Raw genomic sequence first — 22,329 nt, forward strand, 5'->3', positions numbered from 1 at the left:
TTTCAGCAACGATTCATGCCAATAGGCATGAATCGCAGTGTGAATGGCGGAGCGGATGATTGCCAGAGCCGATGATTGCCGGACTAGTGGTGTGTTTCACCCCAGATATCGCTGTCCGAGATGTCTTCCTTACTGGCTATGCGTTTCTCTTCGTCGGCCCACTCGCCTAAATCGATCAACTGGCAGCGTTTACTGCAAAATGGCCGGTAAGGGCTCTTTTCACTCCACTCCACCGGTTTGGCGCAGGTTGGGCATTTTACAACGGTCATCTCGTTATCCACGGTACATTTCTCTCCAGAACACAAGGTGTTGCCTAACAACATGCCAGCTCGAATTCCAGACGGGCAGGGGTTTGCCCATCACTCTCTAATGGCAGAAAACGGATGGCATAACGGGTTTTATGGCCGGATATTTGTGGGTAGAGTTGGTGTTCAAGACTGATCCGTAAGCGCAGCAGGTCGGCATCAGTCGCATTATCCTGATAAAAACCGTTCAGGCTGATTTGCTCTTTGAAAGCGCCTGCATGGCGAATCAGCTCCAGTATGCTGTCGAGTGAACGCTTCAGTGGCGATACGCTATCCAGCCAGATGTTGGTATGTCGCTGCTTTTGCTCGGGTAACTGGTGTAACCAGATATGCAATGTGGGCAGATCGAAGCTGCAGCACCCGCTTGGCAGGCTCAGACGCTGGCGCACCATGCCGATTAGCTTGTCCTCTCGTAGCCCTTGCCCCATACGCGGTGCGGCAATCAGTTCGGCGGACAGATTGCGTAATTTCTGGCGCAGGGTATTAATACGTATGATATCCGCTTCCGGCAACTCACCCCATTGCGCCAGTTTCTGTTGCTGGCGTTCCAGCTCTTTGAGCAAGTCTGGGCGGGCATCTCCCCGCTCGAGAATATCCAGTAATTCCGACACGGCACGGAAGAAGGTCAAAGCAACGCCAATATCCTTCAAATCGTAATTGTCGTACATTTGTTGCAGTAAAAACTCCAGGCGTAGCCAGGTACGCATTTTTTCATTTAGCGGATACTCAAAAAGAACTGTTGAGGAAACGTCACTCATTATGGGTCGTCCTGTCGGTTGCGGATGCGGCCAGCTCAAGGTAATGCTGATGTAGAGCGGCAATCCGCGGAGCCAGTAAGCTCGGATTGTTGTTATTGTCGATAATATCATCGGCACACGCCAGCCGCTGTTCACGACTGGCTTGTGAAGCCAGAATCTTTTCCGCTTGTGTGCGGGATACGCCATCCCGGTCCATGGTGCGCTGCACTTGCGTTTCCAGGGGAACATCCACCACCAAAACGCGATGCGCTTTTCCTTGCAGTTGGTTTTCCACCAGCAATGGAACCACCCATAAGGCATAAGGGGTGGCAACCGCTGCCAACTGACGCTGAGTTTCTTGTTGGATCAGCGGGTGCAGCAAAGCGTTAAGCCAGCGCTTGTCTTCCTGACTGGAAAAAATACATTCACGCAGGGCAGGTCGATTTAGTGCACCATCGGGTTGTAATATTTCCCGGCCAAAATGTTCCACAATGGCTGCCAATGCCGGTTGCCCCGGCGCAACAACCTGACGGGCGATGACGTCCGCGTCAATGATGGTCGCTCCAAGTGTGGCAAAGCCTTGAGCAACGGTACTTTTTCCGCTTCCTATGCCGCCTGTTAGCGCGACGATGTATGTCATGATCAGCAACCGGAAATGGTCGGGTAAATTTATCGGATTCTAGCCCAAATTGAGGGAAAATCGCAGTCTTGTTGCTGGATTATTCGGGCGTATGATCATCATGAATGGCAGATTATCGCGCATTCCTCCCTGAATCATGTTCCTCACTTCATCAGGTCGTTCATCATGCGTATTGAAGAAGATATTAAACTGGGTTTTAAAGATGTGCTTATCCGCCCCAAACGCTCGACATTGAAAAGCCGTGCCGACGTTGAACTGACGCGTGAGTTTAGTTTTTTGCATGCCGGTTGTGGCTGGTCAGGTATCCCTGTGGTTGCGGCCAATATGGACACGGTGGGGACTTTCCAGATGGCGCAGGCATTGGCGTCATTTGAGTTGCTGACCGCCGTACATAAGCACTATTCCGTGGCCGAGTGGCGACGGTTCATCGACGGTACTACGGCTGATGTGCTGCGCTATGTCATGGTATCGAGCGGAACCTCTGATAATGATTTCGAGAAAATGACGCAGATTTTAGCATTATCGCCGGAACTGAAGTTTATCTGCATTGATGTCGCTAATGGGTATTCGGAGCATTTCGTCAATTTTGTCCAGAAAGCGCGCGACGTTTTTCCTGACAAGGTCATTTGTGCCGGTAACGTGGTGACGGGTGAAATGGTTGAGGAACTGTTGTTGTCGGGGGCGGATATCGTCAAAGTGGGGATTGGTCCCGGTTCTGTTTGCACTACGCGAGTAAAAACCGGTGTCGGTTATCCGCAATTGTCGGCGGTGATCGAGTGTGCCGATGCGGCACATGGTCTGGGCGGACAGATTGTTAGTGACGGGGGCTGTACTGTGCCGGGGGATGTGGCCAAGGCGTTTGGCGGCGGCGCTGATTTCGTGATGCTGGGTGGGTTACTGGCGGCCCATGAAGAGTGCGGCGGCGAGATTATTGAAGAAGAGGGTCGTAAAATGATGCTGTTTTACGGCATGAGTTCCGCTTCTGCGATGGAGCGTCATGTTGGTGGCGTTGCTGAATACCGTGCGGCGGAAGGGAAGACGGTGTGTCTGCCGTTGCGTGGCCCGGTAGAACATACGGTCCGTGATATTCTTGGTGGATTGCGTTCCGCCTGTACCTATGTGGGAGCCGCGCGTCTGAAGGAGTTGACTAAACGCACCACTTTCATTCGTGTCGCCGAGCAGGAAAACCCCGTATTTAATGGTTGATCGGCATGGTTATGTACTGACGGGCTCAGGTGGCTGCCAGTACATTGCCCAACTGGAAAATAGGCAGATACATGGCGATAACCAGTGTGCCCACCAACCCGCCAACGATGACCAGCAACAATGGCTCCAGTGTCTGCGTTAGCGTATCTGCAAATTGTCGTGTATGACTTTCATACCAGTCTGCCAGCCGGGCAAATAACTGATCGAGAGCCCCGGTTTCCTCACCAACACTGATAAGTTGGTGGCAGGGGGCGGGATAAAGCACCGGATAGTTATGGATGGCTTGCCCCAGCGGAATGCCTTGCTCAAGTTGCTTTTGGATTTCCGTTAGCGATTGCCGATATACCGGGTTGTTCAAGGTGGCTGCGGCGCTGAGACCCGATAAGAGCGTCAACCCCGCTTGCTGCGTCATCGCCAGTGTATGAAAGATCTGGCTTAGGCAATGGCCTTGTATCAGTGTGGAGAGCAACGGTAGCTTCAGTAATAGTCGCTGTTCTCGTTTTTGCCATTCGACTTGCCGCCGCCGCAATTTTCGGTAAGCCAGTAATATTACGCCGCTAAGGGAGATAAATAACACGCCATAGCGGCCCAAGACATCCGATAACGCCAGCAACGTTCGTGTTAGCCAGGGAAGCGGCGCGTCAAAAGAGGCGTATAGCTCAGCGAATTCAGGCAATACCAACATCAGCATAAGTAATGTAACCATCATCCCCACCGCAATCACAAACGCGGGATAGCGTAAGGCTTTTATCACTGCTCCCGTCAACTGGCGTTGCATGTCCTGATAGTTTGCCAATCTGGCGCAGCATTCATCCAGTTTTCCCGTTAATTCGCCAACGGAGATGAGTGAACTGCACATGACCGGGAAGGCGGCGGGATAATCCGATAGCACTTCCGAGAGTGCGCGCCCCTGGCTGACTTGCAGGCGAATTTCCTGTAACAGGCAGCGCCAGCCGGCCTTCTCGTGCTGGCGCCCAAGCAAGTCTAATGCATCCAGTAAGGGCAATCCGGCTTGCAGCAAGGTCGCCAGTTGCCGGATGATGATAGCGAGCTGGGGGCCTTGCCAGTAACGCTGGGTCAGGTATTGCCCGGTTTTCAGCCGTAGCGGCTGGTAGCCCAGTTCCAGCAGATACTGGTAAATCTCACTTCGTCCGGTACCGATACGTTCGCCTGAGCAGTGTTCGCCATTGCTGCGTAGCGCTTGCCAGTAGTAGAGCTTTTGTACTGCCATAAACGTCCCTATTCAATGTGATTGCCTACAACACGGTAGAGTTCTTCCAGTGAGGTGATACCTTCGTGAACCAACGCTAACCCGGCGGAGAGTAACCGGTTTTCCCGGTGCAAAGAGTGTGTCGGGTTGTTATCAGATGGCGATGGAGAACAAGATAAAGCCTGCTGAAGCTCAGGTGTGATCGGCAATAAATCATAAATGGCCGCCCGGCCGTAGTAACCGGAAAAACAGTGTTCACATCCTGTTGCCCGCCAATGTTGCAGTGGGCCTTGCCATAGACTGTCCGGCAGGGTTGTAACGTCTGCCACCCACTGCCGACAGTGTGGGCACAATCTTCTTACCAGCCGTTGGGCTATCACCAGTTTGAGTGCCGCAGCCAGCAGATAACCGGGAATGCCGAGGTGTCCTAGCCTAATCAGCGTATCAAGAGCAGAGTTGGTATGCAGGGTGGAGAGTACCAGGTGACCTGTTTGAGCGGCCTTAACGGCGATTTCGGCGGTTTCGGCATCACGAATTTCGCCGATCATGACAACATCGGGATCCTGGCGTAGTAGCGCGCGTAATACCCGGGCGAAATCCAACTGTCCCTGTGTATGGATAGCCGTTTGATTGATGCCGGCTAATGGAATCTCTACCGGGTCTTCCACACTGCAAATATTGCGGGTGACGTCATTTAGCCAGCGAATGGCGCTATACAGCGTAAATGTTTTACCGCTACCGGTAGGGCCGGTAACCAGAATCAGACCTTGCGGCAGGCTGAGTGTTTGCTTGACGTGTTGCAGCCATTGCTCAGACAGGCCGAGTTCGTCCAGTTCCAGCGCCTGTTGCTGAGTCTGCAATATCCTGAGCACAACTTTCTCACCGTTCTGGACCGGCAGGGTGGCAATGCGCAGCGAATAGGTATCTGTCTCCAGTCGGAGAGTGAATTGGCCATCCTGCGGCAAACGCCGTTCGGCGATATTGAGTTTCCCCAGGATTTTCAGCCGAGCGATCATACGGTTTGTCGGCAAATCCTGCTCGGATGGAATTTCATGCAACACCCCGTCGATACGCAACCTGACGCGATAACCGGCAGGCAGCGGTTCCAGATGGATATCGGAAGCACGGCGCTGGATCGCCAGTTTCAGCGTTTGATTGATAAACTGGACAACCGGCGCATCATCCTGTTCTTCGTATACTGCCGTATTGGTTTGATAAGGTGCCGTCGTTTCTTCGGCCTGTGGTGACGTCAACTGTTGTTCCAGTCGTGCAGCGGGCCATTGTTCTACCAGAACCCGCCGGTGGCTGGCGAAACGTAGCGCGGCGACCAGCTCTTCTGCAACCGACCCGGCTACGGCAACGGAAATTACTTGCTCGTCCATATCCAGCAGTAAGGCATGATAGCGACGGCAAAGTCTCTGTAGCTCCTGGTGTTGTTTATCTTGCGTCATGTTTATCACCCGGCCGTCGCATCAAAACGGAAGACATCTTCACATGCCTGCCGCAGGCTATCGGACTCGGTGCCGGTACGGCAGGTTCTTGTCCAGCGGGATGCTCCGTTTTGAGTATCCAGCGTCGGCGTCATAACCACGCTCAGCCCTTGCAAGGTCGACTGGCCGGTGAGGGTAATCACACCCTGGTTGATGGTGACAGCGCTGACATAACGAGATGTCGCCGGTGTGGGAATGCCCTGGTTACCGGCGTTGCATTCGCCCAATCCCGCATTGCTGAGGCTGCAAAGATCGACTGCGGTCTTATAGGCGCTCATAGTTTGCAGCATGTCGGTCATGGCGGCTTTTTGCAGATAGCCCTGATAGGCCGGAATACCTAGTGCACTCAAAATAGCGATGATGACGATCACGACCATCAGTTCAATCAGTGAAAATCCTTGTTGTGTCATGTTATTGGTTCCCTGGTGTGGCTTGGTGTCGGCAGGATAATGACCATCGACATGGCTGGCGATAGTGATGTTTTTAATCAGGAATCCGCTTGGTAAACGGCAGTGTTCAGCGGTATGTTGTTACAGAAAACAGGCGAGCCGGCTCGCAAAATGCGTGGTGCAAAGTGAACGGTGCTGGCGGAAAAGCAATAACGGCGCAAGGATAATCATCAACCCGGGCGAGGCCGGGCTGATGGAGCGAAATGATGGTGGAGCGGGAAGGATTAACTGAAGCGCATCGACAAATCGAGCGCCTGGATATGTTTGGTCAGCGCGCCTACCGAGATGTAGTCGACACCGGTGGCGGCGTAATCCGGCAGCGTTTGCAGCGTCACATTGCCGGATACTTCCAGCAACGCACGGCCATTGGTCAAGGTTACGGCTTCGCGGATAGCGGCCAGCGTGAAGTTATCCAGCATGATGATGTCTGCACCGGCGTTCAGTGCCTGTTGCAGTTCCTCCAGCGTTTCTACCTCGACTTCTACCGGTACGTCGTTGCGCAATTGGAGGGCGTTTTCAACGGCCTGTTTGATGGAGCCGGCGGCAATAATGTGGTTCTCTTTGATCAGAAACGCATCTGCCAAACCAAGGCGGTGATTGCTGCCACCACCGCACAGTACCGCGTATTTAAGCGCAGTACGCAGACCCGGCAGCGTTTTTCGCGTGTCCAGCAATCGGGTTTTGGTCCCTGTCAGTTGTGCGACATAGCGGCTGACTTCGGTTGCCACACCGCAGAGCGTTTGCAGGAAATTCAGGGCAGTGCGTTCACCGGTGAGCAGTTGGCGGGAGGGGCCTTGCAGCCGGCACAGCGGCTGGTTTGCTGTCAGGGCCTCGCCGTCACGGACCAGCCAGTCGATGGTCACGCCATGACCCAACTGACGGAAAACTTCCTCCACCCAGCGCCGGCCACAGAAAACACCAGCTTCCCGGGTAATAATAACCGCGTTGGCGACGGTGTCCGCCGGCAATAACTGGGCGGTAATGTCGTGTTCCGGGTTGAGTTCGCCCCCCAGATCTTCACATAAGGCCAGATGTACGTTGGCTGGGATATCTTGCTCAATACGGCTGAGCAGTTCGGCTTGGCGCTGTTCCTGACTATAACGACGTGTTGTCATCATGCTACTCCGACGGAAATCCGGAATGTCTATTATCCCGTTTAGTGAGTGATATCTTTTTAACGTTATTGTAATTCAGTGTGTTGTGTTTTTTCGGCGTTTGCCCGGCGTAACTGGCACCGCCGTTCAACCGGAGCGTACAGGCGTCGGCGGGGATGTCGAGCACAACCCTGTTTCCGGATGGCAAGTAACATAATCTATTGCGGTGGGTTTTAATATCCCGGCCGTAGCCGGGATACATAATCGTCATGATCAGAGATCAGAATAGTCACGATCAGAAGTTGTAGCCCGCGACCAGATAGTAGCCCCACCCTGTAGAGCGAACATTAAACGGACCGCGGCCAAAATCCAGCTCGGTGCCGTCTGCCCACTGGCCGCCATTATGGAAGTAACGGGCAACCACTGAGTAATGCCAGTGATCGTAGTTCAACGCCAGGATATGACTGGAAGCAATGGCGTTGCTGGTGCGAGAAGGGCCTGCTGCATTAGCCAGGTCTGAACCGAAGTCGAAGTTGGTAAAGCCGATATAGGTCAGCTTACCGCCCCACACTGAGGCGAGCGGATAGAAATACTTGATTTTGAAGCGATAACCATCCCACTGATCTTCATTCGGCGCGCCGTAGTTCTGCCATTGGTACTTGGCATAGATATTGGCGGACAGCGACAGGTCAGTACCGGTATCGATATCGGTGCCCAGACCTACGTACCAGGTGCTCTGACGTGAGTCATTATTGCGGCCCTGATCGTAGATAATATTGTTGGCAACGTACCACTCTTTGAACGGGCCGAAACCTAACTGTGTGTTGGTCAACTTATCAATCGAGAAACGAGGTTCGATCTCCATGAATAATGGAGAGCCTTTGTCCCAGATACCACGATCAGGCGTGTTGCCCGCACCAAAGCTTTTCGGTACGTCAATGTAGCCATAGAAGTCAAACCAGTCCTTACGGGCAAACGCTTCATATTCCAGATACACATCGTTGTTTAACTGAGGCCCGAAACGAGTGTGATAGCTGCCTACCACATTGATGCTCTGGTGCCACCAGTCGGAGAGATATTGCGGCGCGCTCTCTTGCGCAACGGTGGGCAGGCTGTATGACAATGTGCTGATGGCACAGGCGGCAAGGATTTTCTTCATGGCGATTCTCTATGTTGCCCGAAGCACAGTCAGCAGCACAATATGCTGGCTCGACGGAGAACGATTCGGGCTGTAATGACAAAATAAATGCTGAAAAGCTTTCCGGCGATGAATAAGCAACGAAAACGTTTGCCTGTGGCGGCAAACCGAACGCTGTTCTGCCGAAAAGAAGGGGCGCAGCATACCAGAAGAACAGCAGAACATCATGGGTTGTGCGTATATTTTGACAGGATATTCGTTGGTAAACCGAAATGGTTTTTTAACACGTCAGGAATAGGGCGGATGCGGTAAGATATCTGCATAATGAGCGCGCCAACCGGGCAGGCCTGGCAGTTCGACGGCAAGTCAACAGGCCGTGGTGTGGACGGTTTACCGAATGGTGCGTCAGATAACAGGAGCATTGATGAAAGTCGAACATGGCTGGCTGACCGATGTCAGACGCGTTCCGTCACCGCATCAGGATGCGCGTCCGGAAGGTGAACTCCCTTCATTACTGGTGATTCACAACATCAGTTTACCCCCAGGCGAATTTGGCGGTCCCTATATTGATCAACTCTTTACCGGTACGCTGGATGGGGATGCTCACCCCTATTTCGCGTCAATATGCCACCTGCGGGTATCTGCCCATTGTCTGATTCGTCGTAACGGTGAAATTGTACAGTATGTGGCATTCGGACAACGGGCCTGGCATGCCGGGGTATCGCAATTTGAAGGGCGAGAGCGTTGTAATGATTTCGCGATTGGTATTGAACTGGAAGGCACCGATACGCTGCCGTTTACCACTCAACAGTATGCCCGTCTGGCCGAGGTTACGCAGTTGCTGAGCGCGGCCTATGGCATTACGCCTGATCGCATTACCGGGCATAGCGATATCGCACCGGGGCGCAAGACCGACCCCGGCCCTGCGTTCGACTGGGATCGATATCAACGATTATGGCAGGCACCACCGGAACAAGGGGAGTAATTACTGATGACGCTGTTTAGCCTATTGTTGGTCCTGGGGTGGGAGCGGTTGTTTAAGCGTGGCGACCACTGGCAATTGGATCACCATCTGGAGCGGGTGTTCCGTCATCTTTCTGCGCCATCGCTGGCGCAAACATTGTTGTTGACCATCGTGGGTATGGCGGTGGTCCTGGCGGCGCAGTGGTTACTCAGTGGATGGTTGTTTGGTTTGCCGATTTTGCTTCTGTGGATTGCTGTCGGGTTGTTGTGCATCGGCGCGGGGGAAATACGCCGGCACTATCACCGCTATATTCAGGCTGCCCAGCGCGGTGAAGCGGATGCCTGCCGGGAAATGGCCGAGGAACTGGCATTGGTGCATGGCCTGCCGCGTGATGCCGGCGAGCGTGAGCGGCTAAGGGAACTACAAAACGCGCTGTTATGGCTAAATTTTCGTTTTTATTTGGCGCCGTTGTTCTGGTTCGTCGCCGCAGGTCCTTATGGCCCGGTGGCGCTGGTCGGCTACACGGTATTGCGCGCCCGACAGTGCTGTCTGGCTCGCCATCATACACCGCTGGAAAGAGCGAATTCCGGCGTTGATACTCTGCTGCATTGGCTGGACTGGATTCCTGTTCGGCTGGCGGGTGCCGCTTATGCGCTATTAGGGCATGGTGAGAAGGCGTTGCCGGCTTGGTTTGCCGCCATGATGGACGCCCGTTCTTCTCAATACTGGGTGTTGACCAAACTGGCTCAATTTTCTCTGGAGCGGGAAGTGCATGACGACCCGATTGCTACGCCGAGGGCGGCGGTGTCGCTGGCGAAGAAGGTAACGTTAGTGCTGGTGGTGGTGGTCGCGTTGCTGACTCTCTACGGTACGCTGGTATAACGGCTTGGAAACAGCATGGCCTGGCGGCCATGCTGACAATAGAAAGGATTATTGACGCGGTTTGAAACGATAGCCGATGGCCAGTACCAACAGCCAGACGGGTATCAATACCACGGAAATCTGAATGCCCGGCGTCAGGGACATAATAACCAGAATGCCGACCATAAAAGCCAGACACAGATAGTTACCGAACGGATACCATAGCGCTTTAAAGCGAGTCTGCACGCCTTCTCGCTCTTTACTGGCGCGGAATTTCAGGTGCGCCAGGCTTATCATCGCCCAGTTAATGACCAGCGCGGACACCACCAGCGCCATCAAGAGCTCAAACGCTCTGCCCGGAATCAGGTAGTTGATCAGTACGCACAGCGCGGTTGCCAGCGCAGAAATACCAATCGCGACTACCGGCACGCCGCGGCGGTCTACTTTCAGCAACGATTGCGGTCCGTTCCCCTGTTTAGCCAGGCCGTATAACATGCGGCTATTACAGTAAACGCAACTGTTGTATACCGACAGCGCCGCCGTCAGCACCACGACATTCAAGATGTTGGCGACCAACTCGCTGTTCAGCGCATGGAAAATCATCACGAACGGGCTACCGCCTTCGACGACTTTGCCCCACGGATAGAGCGACAGCAGAACAGCCAGTGAGCCGACGTAGAAAATCAGGATGCGATAGATGACCTGATTGGTGGCGCGCGGAATGCTTTCTTCCGGTTTGTCTGCTTCTGCAGCGGTAATCCCGACCAATTCCAGGCCGCCGAAAGAGAACATGATCACCGCCATCGCCATCACCAGGCCGCTGATGCCGTTGGGGAAGAAACCGCCCTGCGCCCAGAGGTTAGTAATGGATGCCTCTGGCCCGCCATGCCCGCTCAGCAATAACCAGCCGCCGAATGCGATCATACCAATAATGGCCACGACCTTAATAATGGCAAACCAGAACTCCAGTTCTCCGTACATTTTCACGTTGGCGAGGTTAATGGCGTTGATCACGACAAAGAACACCGCAGCGGAAACCCAGGTGGGAACACCCGGCCACCAGTATTGAACATAGATGCCGACGGCGCTCAACTCCGCCATGGCAACCAGTACGTAAAGCACCCAGTAGTTCCAGCCGGAAGCGAAGCCAGCGAAATTACCCCAATATTTATAGGCAAAGTGGCTGAATGAACCCGCTACCGGTTCTTCCACCACCATTTCACCCAACTGGCGCATGATAAAAAATGCAATCAAACCGCCGATAGCATAACCCAGTAGAACAGACGGCCCGGCCATTTTGATCGTTTGTGCGATACCGAGGAACAGCCCGGTTCCAACCGCTCCCCCCAGAGCAATCAACTGTATGTGACGGTTTTTTAGGCCGCGTTGCAGCGTACCGTCTTGTTGATCTTGCATGCTTTCTACCCTCTGCCGATGAAAAGACAAACCGTTCACCGACGGCGGGCGTTGGCGGGTTTGTTTGTCTTTTTACGTGTGTGTAATTTTATATTTACGACGCTGACGAACTTAAATCGCCGCCAACGCTATCGCGCGTCAGAGAATAGTGATAAGTGCGCAGAATTGCACTGATTTCTTACGGGGCACGACGTAAAAGTGTGATGTCATGATCCGCGTCATCTGTACGGTAAGGTTTTACGATTTTATTGAGATAAGGGGCCCAATCGACGTGGTTGCTTTTTCGCTGTCATACCGGTGCGATATGTTAGGAATATTATAGAATAAAAAGTTCCGACTTATTGTTGTGTTTGAGTTTATATTCTTTATTTGTGATTTTTTATTCATTTTGTCGACGGTTGAACGGTTCAGCTTTGCCTGATTAGGGTTTCAAAAAAGTTAAAACGAAGACCTTTCTAGAATGGTCATACCACTGACCGATTCGTGCTTTTGCCACAAGAATTGAGGCATTTGTTAAAAAGTGGGGTGATTGGTGATTTCGCGCAACGTCCGTATGGACAGAAGGTGAATACTTTGTTACTTTGTGCCTCACGTTTTTAAAATTGGTATTACCAATTGACTCCGCGCTTTTTCGCCGGGAAGAATTCACATGGCCTACAGCAAGATCCGTCAACCAAAACTGTCAGATGTGATTGAACAGCAACTGGAGTTTCTGATCCTTGAGGGAACCTTGCGCCCCGGAGAGAAGCTACCGCCGGAACGCGAACTGGCAAAACAGTTTGATGTTTCCCGCCCCTCGCTGCGCGAGGCGATTCAACGGTTGGAAGCCAAAGGGTTACTGTTGCGCCGTCAGGGCGGCGGTACTTTCGTCCAGAACAACCTTTGGCAGAGCGTTAGCGATCCGCTGGCGGAACTATTAAGTAATCATCCGGAATCTCAGTTCGACCTCCTCGAAACCCGCCATGCCCTTGAAGGGATAGCTGCTTACTATGCCGCTTTGCGTGGCACGGAAGAAGATCTGCAGCGTATTCGTGATTGCCATGCCCAGATTGAAACGGCGCGCGAAGCCGGCGATCTGGAAGGGGAATCCGAGGCGGTCATGCACTATCAGGTGGCGGTGACCGAGGCGGCGCATAACGTCGTGTTGTTGCACTTGCTACGCTGTATGGGACCGATGCTGGAACAAAACGTCCGGCAGAATTTTGAGTTGCTTTATCTGAGTCGCGAAGTTCTGACGCAGGTGAGTAGCCATCGAGCCAGGATTTTTGAAGCGATTGTCGCTCGTGAGCCGGAAAAAGCCCGCGAAGCATCACATCGTCACCTGGCTTTTATTGAGGAAGTATTGCTGGAACTTAACCGGGAACATAGCCGACGGGAACGATCGTTGCGTCGGCTCCAGCAACGCAAGGATTAGGCCGCCGACCGGCGGTCGTTTGCGGTAACAAGACGAAGGGCCTGTCTTCCTGTGCTTTCTCCTACAGGAACAGAGTACAAGAAGACAGGCTCCAGACAAATCCACTGATTAGAAACAGATAAGGAATACACCATGTCAGAACGTTTGAACAATGACGTGGATCCGATCGAAACGCGTGACTGGCTGCAGGCGATCGAATCGGTTATCCGTGAAGAAGGTGTTGAGCGCGCTCAGTTCCTGATTGATCAGGTACTGTCCGAAGCACGCAAAGGCGGTGTGAAAGTGGCTGCGGGCAGTGCCGGCAGTCACTACATCAACACCATCGCGGCAGAAGATGAGCCCGCTTATCCGGGGAACCTTGATCTGGAGCGCCGTATTCGTTCCGCAATCCGCTGGAATGCCGTGATGACGGTACTGCGTGCGTCTAAAAAGGATCTGGAGCTGGGCGGTCATATGGCGTCTTTCCAGTCTTCCGCCACCTTCTACGAAGTGTGCTTTAACCACTTCTTCCGTGCGCGCAACGCACAGGACGGCGGTGACCTGGTGTTCTTCCAGGGACATATCTCCCCGGGCGTTTACGCGCGCGCCTTCCTGGAAGGTCGCCTGACCGAAGATCAAATGAACAACTTCCGTCAGGAAGTTCATGGCAACGGCCTGTCTTCCTATCCGCATCCGAAACTGATGCCGGAATTCTGGCAGTTCCCGACCGTATCGATGGGTCTGGGCCCCATCAACGCGATTTATCAGGCCAAGTTCCTGAAGTATCTGAATAACCGCGGTCTTAAAGATACCACCAAACAAACCGTTTACGCCTTCCTGGGCGATGGTGAAATGGATGAGCCGGAATCTAAGGGCGCCATCACTATCGCGACCCGTGAGAAGCTGGACAACCTGGTGTTTGTCATCAACTGTAACCTGCAGCGTCTGGATGGCCCGGTTACCGGTAACGGCAAGATCATTAACGAGCTGGAAGGCATCTTCGGTGGTGCGGGCTGGGAAGTGATCAAGGTTATCTGGGGCGGCCGCTGGGATGAACTGCTGCGTAAAGACACCAGCGGTAAGCTGATTCAGCTGATGAACGAAACCGTTGATGGCGACTACCAGACCTTCAAATCCAAAAACGGTGCTTACGTGCGTGAGCATTTCTTCGGTAAATACCCGGAAACCGCCGCACTGGTTAAAGACTGGAGCGATGACGACATTTGGGCTCTTAACCGTGGTGGTCACGATCCGAAGAAAGTCTACGCTGCACTGAAAAAAGCACAGGAAACCAAAGGCAAGCCGGTGGTTATTCTGGCTCATACCATTAAAGGCTATGGTATGGGTGATGCGGCCGAAGGCAAAAACATTGCCCACCAGGTCAAGAAAATCAACATGGACGGCGTGCGTTATGTCCGCGACCGTTTCAATGTACCGGTTGCCGACGCCGATATCGAAAAACTGCCGTTCATTACCTTCGACAAGAACTCCGAAGAGTACAAGTATCTGCACGAACGTCGTCAGGCACTGGAAGGCTACCTGCCGTCCCGTCAGCCACGATTTGACGAGAAGCTGGACCTGCCGACGCTGGAAGATTTCAGCTCTCTGCTGGAAGAGCAGACCAAAGAAATCTCCACTACCATCGCGTTTGTTCGTGCTCTGAACGTGATGCTGAAGAACAAGTCGATCAAAGACCGGTTGGTTCCGATCATCGCCGACGAAGCGCGTACTTTCGGTATGGAAGGTCTGTTCCGTCAGATCGGTATCTACAGCCCGAACGGTCAGCAGTACACCCCGCAGGACCGCGAACTGGTCGCCTACTATAAGGAAGATCAGAAAGGTCAGATCCTGCAGGAAGGGATCAACGAACTGGGCGCAGGTTCATCCTGGCTGGCGGCGGCAACGTCTTACAGCACCAACAATCTGCCGATGATCCCGTTCTACATTTACTACTCCATGTTCGGGTTCCAGCGTATCGGCGACCTGTGCTGGGCCGCGGGCGACCAGCAGGCGCGTGGCTTCCTGATCGGCGGTACTTCCGGTCGTACCACACTGAACGGCGAAGGTTTGCAGCATGAAGATGGCCACAGCCATATTCAGTCGCTGACTATTCCGAACTGTATTTCCTACGACCCGGCTTTCGCTTATGAAGTGGCGGTCATCATGCATGACGGTTTGGTTCGTATGTATGGCGACGCGCAGGAAAACATTTACTACTACATCACTACGCTGAACGAAAACTACCACATGCCGGCGATGCCGCAGGGCGCCGAAGAAGGCATCCGCAAAGGTATCTACAAGCTGGAAACCGTGGCGGGCAGCAAAGGTAAGGTTCAGTTGCTGGGCTCCGGCTCTATCCTGCGTCATGTGCGTGAAGCCGCACAGATTCTGGCGAAGGATTACGGCATCGGTTCCGATGTGTACAGCGTCACCTCCTTCACGGAACTGGCCCGCGATGGTCAGGACTGCGAGCGTTGGAACATGCTGCATCCGACCGAAGCGCCGCGCGTACCGTACATCGCTCAGGTGATGAACGACGCACCGGCAGTCGCGTCTACCGACTACATGAAACTGTTTGCCGAGCAGGTACGCACCTACGTTCCGGCCAGCGATTATCGCGTACTGGGCACCGATGGTTTCGGCCGTTCCGACAGCCGTGAAAACCTGCGTCACCACTTCGAAGTGGACGCGTCCTACGTGGTCGTTGCTGCACTGGGCGAATTGGCTAAACGCGGTGAAGTTGAAAAATCTGTCGTGGCTGAAGCCATCAAGAAATTCGACATTAACCCTGAAAAAGTTAACCCGCGCGTAGCATAAGAGGGAAAGAGTAATGGCTATCGAAATCAAGGTACCGGATATCGGTGCAGATGAAGTTGAAGTCACCGAAGTGCTGGTTAAAGTGGGTGACAAAGTGGAAGCCGAGCAGTCGCTGATCACTGTTGAAGGTGACAAGGCTTCGATGGAAGTCCCCTCCCCGCAGGCGGGTGTGGTTAAAGAGATTAAAGTGGCGGTAGGCGACAAAGTCGAGACCGGCAAACTGATCATGGTCTTCGAAGCAGAAGGTGCGGCGGCTGCCGCACCGGCTCCGGCTGCTGCGCCAGCGCCTGTCGCGGCGCCGGCCGCTGCCAGCGCGGCGAAAGAAGTTGAAGTACCGGATATCGGCGGCGACGAAGTCGAAGTGACCGAAGTGCTGGTGAAAGTCGGCGACACCGTGGCGGCAGAGCAGTCGCTGATTACGGTGGAAGGCGATAAGGCGTCGATGGAAGTGCCGGCGCCGTTCGCAGGTACAGTAAAAGAAATTCGCGTCAAGACCGGCGACAAAGTGAAAACCGGCTCGCTTATCATGGTGTTTGAGGTGGCGGGCGCTGCGCCTGCTGCTGCTCCGGCCCCTGCCGCCAGTGCACCAGCCGCCGCGCCGGCCGTGAGCGGTGGTGCGAAAGACGTCAACGTGCCGGATATCGGCGGCGATGAAGTCGAAGTGACCGAAGTGCTGGTGAAAGTCGGTGATAAAGTGTCGGCAGAACAGTCGATTATCACCGTGGAAGGCGACAAAGCGTCAATGGAAGTGCCGGCACCGTTCGCGGGTACTGTAAAAGAAATCAAGGTTAGCACCGGCAGCAAGGTGAAAACCGGGTCGCTTATCATGGTGTTCGAAGTGGAAGGCGCGGCACCGGCTGCGGCTCCTGCGCCAGTTGCAGCCGCTGCGGCTGCCAGCGCACCGGCGGCTGCATCAGCTCCGGCTGTGGCGAAAGCCGACGGCAAGAGCGAGTTCGCCGAGAACGACGCTTACATTCATGCGACACCGGTGATTCGTCGCCTGGCACGCGAGTTCGGCGTCAATCTGGCGAAAGTGAAAGGTACTGGCCGTAAAGGTCGTATCCTGCGCGAAGACGTACAGGCGTATGTGAAAGAAGCCGTGAAACGCGCCGAATCTGCTCCGGCGGCGGGTGCGACCGGCGGTTCTCTGCCGGGTCTGTTGCCGTGGCCGAAAGTCGATTTCAGCAAGTTTGGTGAAATTGAAGAAGTGGAACTGGGCCGCATCCAGAAAATTTCCGGTGCCAACCTGAGCCGTAACTGGGTGATGATCCCGCATGTTACGCACTTCGATAAAACCGATATCACCGACCTGGAAGCGTTCCGTAAACAGCAGAACGTGGAAGCTGAGAAGCGTAAGCTGGATGTGAAGATCACGCCGGTCGTGTTCATCATGAAAGCCGTTGCCGCTGCGCTTGAGCAGATGCCTCGCTTCAACAGTTCACTGTCTGAAGACGGCCAGCGTCTGACGCTGAAGAAATACATCAACATCGGTGTGGCGGTCGATACGCCGAATGGCTTGGTGGTTCCGGTGTTCAAAGATGTGAATAAGAAAGGCATCGTTGAACTGTCTCGTGAACTGATGACCATCTCCAAGAAAGCCCGTGACGGTAAGTTGACTGCCGGCGAAATGCAGGGTGGATGTTTTACCATCTCCAGCATCGGCGGCCTCGGTACGACGCATTTCGCACCGATCGTCAATGCGCCGGAAGTGGCTATCCTGGGTGTGTCCAAGTCTGCCATGGAACCGGTCTGGAATGGTAAAGAGTTTGTTCCGCGTCTGATGATGCCGATCTCTCTGTCCTTCGACCACCGTGTCATTGACGGTGCTGATGGTGCACGCTTCATTACCATCATCAACAACACCTTGTCCGATATTCGCCGTCTGGTGATGTAATCGAAAAGCCGGCCTGACGGCCGGCTTTTTTCTGATAAGCTGTCATTTGTTACAGCTATCAGTGATTAAGGACAAATCGTTAGTCGCTTGTCGTTTCAAAGTTATTAACAATTTTGTAAACTACTGCGGCGAAGACACGTCCCGGTGGAAGAGGGCGTTAAGACTCAACAATAATGACGTCACAGACCCGCCGGAAATTAATTAAGAGGTCATGATGAGTACTGAAATTAAAGCTCAGGTGGTGGTACTTGGCGCGGGCCCTGCTGGTTACTCCGCGGCGTTCCGTTGTGCAGATTTGGGTCTGGACACCGTGCTGGTCGAGCGCTATTCCACGCTGGGCGGCGTATGTCTGAATGTAGGCTGTATTCCCTCCAAAGCACTGCTGCATGTGGCGAAAGTTATCGAAGAAGCGAAAGCACTGGCTGAGCACGGCATCGTGTTTGGCGAGCCGCAAACCGATATCGATAAAATTCGCACCTGGAAAGAAAAAGTCATTAATCAGCTGACCGGTGGTCTGTCTGGTATGGCTAAAGGCCGTAAAGTCAAGGTCGTCAACGGCTTCGGTAAATTCACTGGCCCGAACACCCTGGTAGTGGAAGGTGAAAGCGGCAGCACCACGGTGAATTTCGACAACGCGATTATCGCAGCCGGTTCCCGCCCGATTCAGTTGCCGTTTATTCCGCATGAAGACCCGCGCGTGTGGGATTCCACCGATGCGCTGGAACTGAAAACCGTTCCCGGCCGTCTGCTGGTGATGGGTGGCGGTATCATCGGCCTGGAAATGGGTACGGTGTATCACGCGTTGGGTTCGCAGATCGACGTAGTGGAAATGTTCGATCAGGTGATCCCGGCTGCCGACAAAGACATCGTTAAAGTCTTCACCAAACGCATCAGCAAGAAATTCAACCTGATGCTGGAAACCAAAGTGACCGCGGTAGAAGCCAAAGAAGACGGCATCTACGTGTCGATGGAAGGTAAGAAAGCGCCGGCGGAACCGCAGCGTTATGATGCGGTGTTGGTGGCTATCGGTCGTGTACCGAACGGCAAACTGCTGGATGCCGGTCAGGCTGGCGTGGAAGTTGACGACCGTGGTTTCATCCGCGTCGACAAACAGATGCGTACCAATGTGCCGCACATCTATGCTATCGGCGATATCGTCGGCCAGCCGATGCTGGCGCACAAAGGCGTGCATGAAGGCCACGTAGCGGCTGAAGTTATCTCCGGTAAGAAACATTACTTCGATCCGAAGGTGATCCCGTCCATCGCGTATACCGAGCCGGAAGTAGCTTGGGTCGGCCTGACCGAGAAAGAAGCGAAGGAAAAAGGCATCAGCTATGAGACCGCCGTATTCCCGTGGGCCGCTTCTGGCCGTGCGATCGCGTCCGACTGCGCCGACGGTATGACCAAGCTGATTTTTGACAAAGAAACGCACCGTGTGATCGGTGGGGCGATTGTCGGCACCAACGGCGGCGAACTGCTGGGTGAAATCGGTCTGGCGATTGAGATGGGTTGCGATGCGGAAGATATTGCGTTGACTATCCACGCTCACCCGACTTTGCATGAATCTGTCGGTCTGGCCGCTGAAGTGTTCGAAGGCAGCATCACCGACCTGCCGAACCCGAAAGCCAAGAAGAAATAATCCGTTGCCCCGTCGCCAGCGCGGCGGGGTGCGATACTTCTTGTCATTTCAATGTCTATCCGGCACTGGTTGCCGGATTTTTTTTTACCTGCCTCCCAGAATTCCGATCTCGTCATGCCCGTGTTATCTGCTTCACTTACAATTCAAATCACCGAAAAGAAACAGTGTTTTATTTGAGGGAGGAGAATAATGAAAAGATGCGGATTACGTCGTACCCTCTGTGTTCTGATGTGCTGTCTGGCGAGTGCCCCGCTTATGGCAAATGATCACTCCTATACAACGACGTCGGTAACGGATGACGCGTTGCCCACGTTCTACCCGCAACTGAAGCAGCAACTGACGTACCCTGATGCGTGGTCGTCCGGGCGTTATGACCACTTCGACCAATGGCGACGGCATTCCCGCCAGGTGGTGCGTTCATTGCTGCTGACGCCCGATTCCCACCGTGCTTTTGAACCGCAAGTTGTCGACAGGCAGGATCGTGAGAGCTATGTGGCCGAAAAGGTTGCATTCAACCTTACCGATGAAAGCCGGGTGCCGGGTCTGCTGTTGACGCCAAAAACGCCGGGGCCGCATCCGGCGGTATTGTTGCTGCATGATCACGGTTCGAAATTCGATATCGGCAAAGAGAAAATGATCCGCCCATGGGGCGACGATACGCGAGCCGCTTCCGCCAACGCGTGGGCTGACCGTTACTTCACCGGCCGGTTTGTCGGCGATGAGCTGGCGAAGCGGGGGTATGTGGTGCTGGCGGTGGATGCGCTGGGATGGGGCGACCGGGGACCGCTTAAGTACGAACAACAGCAGGCGCTGGCCAGTAATTTTTTCAATCTGGGGCGTTCACTGGCTGGCAACATGGCCTACGAGGATATGCGATCGTTGGATTTTCTGGCTTCGTTGCACTCGGTTGACCCGCAACGCGTGGGTGTCGTCGGGTTTTCGATGGGGGCTTACCGTGCCTGGCAACTGGCGGCATTGTCGGATAAGGCGGCCGCCACAGCGGCCATTTCCTGGATCGGCACCTATGAGGGGTTGATGGTGCCGGGCAACAATGTACTGCGCGGTCAATCCGCCTTCTATATGTTGCATCCCGGGCTACCTGCTCATCTTGATTTCCCTGATGTCGCTAGTATCGCTGCACCCCGGCCGATGCTGTTCTTCAACGGCGGTAAAGATAACTTGTTTCCACAACAGGCGGTGCAGGCGGCCTATGATCGAATGCATCAGGTGTGGCGGTCGCAACATGCCGATGAACGGCTGGAAACCCGTATTTGGCCCGAGTTGGGGCATGTGTTTTATCAGCAACAACAAGAGGCGGTGTTCCAGTGGTTGGATCGCTGGCTGGTGTCGCCGCCGGCGCAGCGGTGAGTACCGGGCGCCGACCAAACGGGCGCCCAGATGAAGAATAGCGCTGGAGTAGCGCCGCCGGTTATGACAGCAACTGAACCAGCGAGGCCAGAGAGCCGGGCGTACGTAACAGGCTGTGGCTGAGCACCTTGTCTGCCGGTAACCATGGCAGCAGGCTCAGCGTCTGACGCAGTTTGGCCGCGACATCTGTTTTTACGGCGGCGGTTTGCTGCCAGCTGACTCTGGCGTTAAAACATGACCCCTCTTTCATCAGCATACTGACGTCATGGAAGCGGGCGTCGGGGTTCTGCTCATCCGGCGGCGCGTTGGGGTCCACCCGGCGCGATACCTTGTCTGCCAGTGCGGCGATGCGAGGATCAACCGGCCCTTCGGTAAAGCGTTCCAACCGTAATTCCCCTTCCAGCAACGCGGCGGCAATCACGTATTCGAGGCTAAACCGCCCTTCAACGCCGGTGGCGGCTTGTCGGATAAACGGCGCCGCGTCGCCGCCGGCGGGAAACATCACGGTAATACCATCAACGGCGTCAGGCAGGTCGTCTGGCTGTCGTCCAGAACGCGTTAGCCACTGTTCTCGCAGAAGAAACGCCGCCTCCGCTGCGCTGTGGGTACCGCCGCAGGTCGGGTAACGTTTAAAGGTCAACCCGGGAGACGCCATACGCCACGGTGCACCCCAGCCGGTGACTAATGCGTCATCGTGGTGCCGTCCATCGCCGTGGGCGGCGAGAAATGCTTCCAGTACGGTATCGTGGTTGCCGTTGAAACCCGTCAGCGCCAGTTGCGTGGCACTTAACCCGGCACGCGCAGCCAGCCCGGCGTGCAGCGGCTTCATGGCCGAGCCGAACTGCGCGCGCAGCCCGGCGGCCTGTGACGCCGCCAAGCCGAGCGCATTCTCGGTTTGAGCGGTTGTCGCATTCATCAGACGGCAGCAGGCCGCCGCCGCCGCAATAGCACCTAACGTCGCGGTATTGTGATAACCCAGGCTGTAATGACGCGGCCCGGCCGCCAGCCCCAGCCGTCCGGCGGTTTCGACGCCGATAATATAAGCGGTGAGAAAGTGAGCTTCCGTCAGCGCGGTGTGATCGCCGGCCAGGGCCAGCAACGCCGGCAGGATCACCGTGCTGGGGTGGCCGCGAAAACCGGAGTGAAAATCGTCAAAATCCAGCGCGTGCCCGGCATACCCGAGCAGCAGGCTGCGAGTCTGGCTGTCGTGGCCGGGATAGACCGCTTTCAACGGCGCAAGCCCGCTGTCTACCACCGCGCCGTGCCAGACCGGCAGCGCACAGGCGAGAAAATCCGTCACGCCATCGCGAGCGAGTTCAAAGGTTGCGGCATCAGGTTGAGAAGTGGCAATCAGCTGTGCCAACGAGTGGGTAATAGGGCTATCGGCGGACATGATGGTTTCTGTACTGTGGCTAAAATGTGAAGAAAGACAATGCCGTGAATGGCGCGTAAAGCATAGTCATTTTTTCTGCTTTGCACCGATCGACTGACGGCGCAGTATACCCTGATGGTTGAGCCGGTAGCCGGTGTTGCGCGCGTATTTTCTTTTATTATCCTTATCATTTCTGCGGGGTAATCGGTGGTTGATTTTGCCGCCAACTGCTATGCTGGCCTCAAGGCAGAAGGTTCGGACTCGCGGCTAAACGCAACATACCACCTTAGGCGGCAAGCAGAAATGTTGCCTTAATGTAAACGAATTAACAAACGG

18 protein-coding genes are annotated in these 22,329 nt (G+C 54.5%); 8 read left to right on the forward strand and 10 right to left on the reverse strand.

Annotated elements, in window-relative coordinates; translation table 11 throughout:
- Nucleotides 1–83: 83 nt before the first annotated feature.
- The 3 genes from yacG to coaE are packed head-to-tail and all read right to left on the reverse strand — an operon-like array spanning nucleotide 84 to nucleotide 1,682.
- Nucleotides 84–323 (reverse strand): DNA gyrase inhibitor YacG, encoded by a 240-nt coding sequence (gene yacG, locus FDP13_RS12455; RefSeq protein ID WP_050516051.1) that lies wholly within the window; start codon nucleotides 321–323, stop codon nucleotides 84–86.
- Complete coding sequence (zapD, locus tag FDP13_RS12460) at nucleotides 314–1,063, reverse strand: cell division protein ZapD (RefSeq protein WP_012768385.1); 750 nt, start codon at nucleotides 1,061–1,063, stop codon at nucleotides 314–316. The genes yacG and zapD overlap by 10 nt, the downstream gene beginning before the upstream one ends.
- A complete protein-coding gene (coaE, locus tag FDP13_RS12465; protein ID WP_012768386.1) occupies nucleotides 1,056–1,682 on the reverse strand; it encodes a dephospho-CoA kinase in 627 nt (208 codons plus the stop codon). The genes zapD and coaE overlap by 8 nt, the downstream gene beginning before the upstream one ends.
- 165 nt (nucleotides 1,683–1,847) lie before the next feature.
- On the opposite strand from coaE, the gene FDP13_RS12470 reads away from it, so the two are divergent.
- Nucleotides 1,848–2,888 (forward strand): GMP reductase, encoded by a 1,041-nt coding sequence (locus tag FDP13_RS12470; protein ID WP_033575436.1) that lies wholly within the window; start codon nucleotides 1,848–1,850, stop codon nucleotides 2,886–2,888.
- Between the two features lie 25 nt (nucleotides 2,889–2,913).
- Here FDP13_RS12470 and hofC read toward each other — a convergent pair whose 3' ends face one another.
- From hofC to FDP13_RS12495, 5 genes are all read right to left on the reverse strand, one after another.
- A complete protein-coding gene (gene hofC / locus FDP13_RS12475; protein ID WP_143839558.1) occupies nucleotides 2,914–4,119 on the reverse strand; it encodes a protein transport protein HofC in 1,206 nt (401 codons plus the stop codon).
- A gap of 8 nt (nucleotides 4,120–4,127) precedes the next feature.
- Complete coding sequence (gene gspE / locus FDP13_RS12480; RefSeq protein WP_143839559.1) at nucleotides 4,128–5,549, reverse strand: type II secretion system protein GspE; 1,422 nt, start codon at nucleotides 5,547–5,549, stop codon at nucleotides 4,128–4,130.
- A gap of 5 nt (nucleotides 5,550–5,554) precedes the next feature.
- Nucleotides 5,555–5,998, reverse strand: a complete 444-nt coding sequence (gene ppdD / locus FDP13_RS12485) for a prepilin peptidase-dependent pilin (RefSeq protein ID WP_012768390.1) — start codon at nucleotides 5,996–5,998, stop codon at nucleotides 5,555–5,557.
- A gap of 263 nt (nucleotides 5,999–6,261) precedes the next feature.
- A complete protein-coding gene (nadC, locus tag FDP13_RS12490; RefSeq protein WP_143839582.1) occupies nucleotides 6,262–7,152 on the reverse strand; it encodes a carboxylating nicotinate-nucleotide diphosphorylase in 891 nt (296 codons plus the stop codon).
- A 274-nt stretch (nucleotides 7,153–7,426) separates the two neighbouring features.
- On the reverse strand, nucleotides 7,427–8,290 hold the full coding sequence (locus FDP13_RS12495; RefSeq protein ID WP_033575439.1) for a nucleoside-specific channel-forming protein Tsx: 864 nt from the start codon (nucleotides 8,288–8,290) through the stop codon (nucleotides 7,427–7,429).
- A 403-nt stretch (nucleotides 8,291–8,693) separates the two neighbouring features.
- Here FDP13_RS12495 and ampD point away from each other — a divergent pair, with 403 nt between their 5' ends.
- Together ampD and ampE are read left to right on the forward strand one after the other, a co-directional pair.
- Nucleotides 8,694–9,254: a 1,6-anhydro-N-acetylmuramyl-L-alanine amidase AmpD gene (ampD, locus tag FDP13_RS12500; RefSeq protein WP_027710907.1), complete on the forward strand. Its 561-nt coding sequence runs from the start codon at nucleotides 8,694–8,696 to the stop codon at nucleotides 9,252–9,254.
- A gap of 6 nt (nucleotides 9,255–9,260) precedes the next feature.
- Nucleotides 9,261–10,115 carry a beta-lactamase regulator AmpE gene (gene ampE, locus FDP13_RS12505; protein ID WP_012768394.1) on the forward strand — a complete coding sequence of 285 codons (855 nt, stop codon included), beginning with the start codon at nucleotides 9,261–9,263 and terminating at the stop codon, nucleotides 10,113–10,115.
- Nucleotides 10,116–10,163: 48 nt separating this feature from the next.
- Here ampE and FDP13_RS12510 read toward each other — a convergent pair whose 3' ends face one another.
- Complete coding sequence (locus tag FDP13_RS12510; RefSeq protein WP_143839560.1) at nucleotides 10,164–11,510, reverse strand: amino acid permease; 1,347 nt, start codon at nucleotides 11,508–11,510, stop codon at nucleotides 10,164–10,166.
- A gap of 649 nt (nucleotides 11,511–12,159) precedes the next feature.
- Here FDP13_RS12510 and pdhR point away from each other — a divergent pair.
- The 5 genes from pdhR (at nucleotide 12,160) to FDP13_RS12535 (ending at nucleotide 20,621) form a co-directional block, all read left to right on the forward strand.
- Nucleotides 12,160–12,924 (forward strand): pyruvate dehydrogenase complex transcriptional repressor PdhR, encoded by a 765-nt coding sequence (pdhR, locus tag FDP13_RS12515; RefSeq protein WP_012768396.1) that lies wholly within the window; start codon nucleotides 12,160–12,162, stop codon nucleotides 12,922–12,924.
- 132 nt (nucleotides 12,925–13,056) lie between these two features.
- The gene (gene aceE / locus FDP13_RS12520) at nucleotides 13,057–15,720 is read left to right on the forward strand and encodes a pyruvate dehydrogenase (acetyl-transferring), homodimeric type (RefSeq protein WP_033575440.1); all 2,664 of its coding nucleotides are present in this window, start codon (nucleotides 13,057–13,059) and stop codon (nucleotides 15,718–15,720) included.
- Nucleotides 15,721–15,733: 13 nt separating this feature from the next.
- Complete coding sequence (gene aceF, locus FDP13_RS12525; protein WP_143839561.1) at nucleotides 15,734–17,614, forward strand: pyruvate dehydrogenase complex dihydrolipoyllysine-residue acetyltransferase; 1,881 nt, start codon at nucleotides 15,734–15,736, stop codon at nucleotides 17,612–17,614.
- 214 nt (nucleotides 17,615–17,828) lie between these two features.
- Nucleotides 17,829–19,253, forward strand: coding sequence for a dihydrolipoyl dehydrogenase (gene lpdA, locus FDP13_RS12530; RefSeq protein WP_033575457.1), 1,425 nt, complete (start codon nucleotides 17,829–17,831; stop codon nucleotides 19,251–19,253).
- Between the two features lie 189 nt (nucleotides 19,254–19,442).
- Nucleotides 19,443–20,621: a dienelactone hydrolase family protein gene (locus tag FDP13_RS12535; protein ID WP_143839563.1), complete on the forward strand. Its 1,179-nt coding sequence runs from the start codon at nucleotides 19,443–19,445 to the stop codon at nucleotides 20,619–20,621.
- Between the two features lie 61 nt (nucleotides 20,622–20,682).
- Here the strand turns inward: FDP13_RS12535 and FDP13_RS12540 are convergent, their stop codons facing one another.
- Nucleotides 20,683–22,014 (reverse strand): MmgE/PrpD family protein, encoded by a 1,332-nt coding sequence (locus FDP13_RS12540; RefSeq protein ID WP_143839564.1) that lies wholly within the window; start codon nucleotides 22,012–22,014, stop codon nucleotides 20,683–20,685.
- Nucleotides 22,015–22,329: the final 315 nt, after the last annotated feature.

This window comes from Dickeya sp. ws52, from assembly GCF_007210685.1.
Taxonomy (GTDB): domain Bacteria; phylum Pseudomonadota; class Gammaproteobacteria; order Enterobacterales; family Enterobacteriaceae; genus Dickeya; species Dickeya chrysanthemi.

Bases quoted from the DNA above. Each gene is read 5' to 3' on its own strand.
- yacG (WP_050516051.1), bottom strand. From the start codon at position 323: ATGTTGTTAGGCAACACCTTGTGTTCTGGAGAGAAATGTACCGTGGAT.
- ampD (WP_027710907.1), top strand. From the start codon at position 8,694: ATGAAAGTCGAACATGGCTGGCTGACCGATGTCAGACGCGTTCCGTCA.
- FDP13_RS12495 (WP_033575439.1), bottom strand. From the start codon at position 8,290: ATGAAGAAAATCCTTGCCGCCTGTGCCATCAGCACATTGTCATACAGC.
- gspE (WP_143839559.1), bottom strand. From the start codon at position 5,549: ATGACGCAAGATAAACAACACCAGGAGCTACAGAGACTTTGCCGTCGC.
- coaE (WP_012768386.1), bottom strand. From the start codon at position 1,682: ATGACATACATCGTCGCGCTAACAGGCGGCATAGGAAGCGGAAAAAGT.
- FDP13_RS12470 (WP_033575436.1), top strand. From the start codon at position 1,848: ATGCGTATTGAAGAAGATATTAAACTGGGTTTTAAAGATGTGCTTATC.
- lpdA (WP_033575457.1), top strand. From the start codon at position 17,829: ATGAGTACTGAAATTAAAGCTCAGGTGGTGGTACTTGGCGCGGGCCCT.
- aceF (WP_143839561.1), top strand. From the start codon at position 15,734: ATGGCTATCGAAATCAAGGTACCGGATATCGGTGCAGATGAAGTTGAA.
- aceE (WP_033575440.1), top strand. From the start codon at position 13,057: ATGTCAGAACGTTTGAACAATGACGTGGATCCGATCGAAACGCGTGAC.
- pdhR (WP_012768396.1), top strand. From the start codon at position 12,160: ATGGCCTACAGCAAGATCCGTCAACCAAAACTGTCAGATGTGATTGAA.
- FDP13_RS12510 (WP_143839560.1), bottom strand. From the start codon at position 11,510: ATGCAAGATCAACAAGACGGTACGCTGCAACGCGGCCTAAAAAACCGT.
- zapD (WP_012768385.1), bottom strand. From the start codon at position 1,063: ATGAGTGACGTTTCCTCAACAGTTCTTTTTGAGTATCCGCTAAATGAA.
- FDP13_RS12540 (WP_143839564.1), bottom strand. From the start codon at position 22,014: ATGTCCGCCGATAGCCCTATTACCCACTCGTTGGCACAGCTGATTGCC.
- hofC (WP_143839558.1), bottom strand. From the start codon at position 4,119: ATGGCAGTACAAAAGCTCTACTACTGGCAAGCGCTACGCAGCAATGGC.
- ampE (WP_012768394.1), top strand. From the start codon at position 9,261: ATGACGCTGTTTAGCCTATTGTTGGTCCTGGGGTGGGAGCGGTTGTTT.
- nadC (WP_143839582.1), bottom strand. From the start codon at position 7,152: ATGACAACACGTCGTTATAGTCAGGAACAGCGCCAAGCCGAACTGCTC.
- FDP13_RS12535 (WP_143839563.1), top strand. From the start codon at position 19,443: ATGAAAAGATGCGGATTACGTCGTACCCTCTGTGTTCTGATGTGCTGT.
- ppdD (WP_012768390.1), bottom strand. From the start codon at position 5,998: ATGACACAACAAGGATTTTCACTGATTGAACTGATGGTCGTGATCGTC.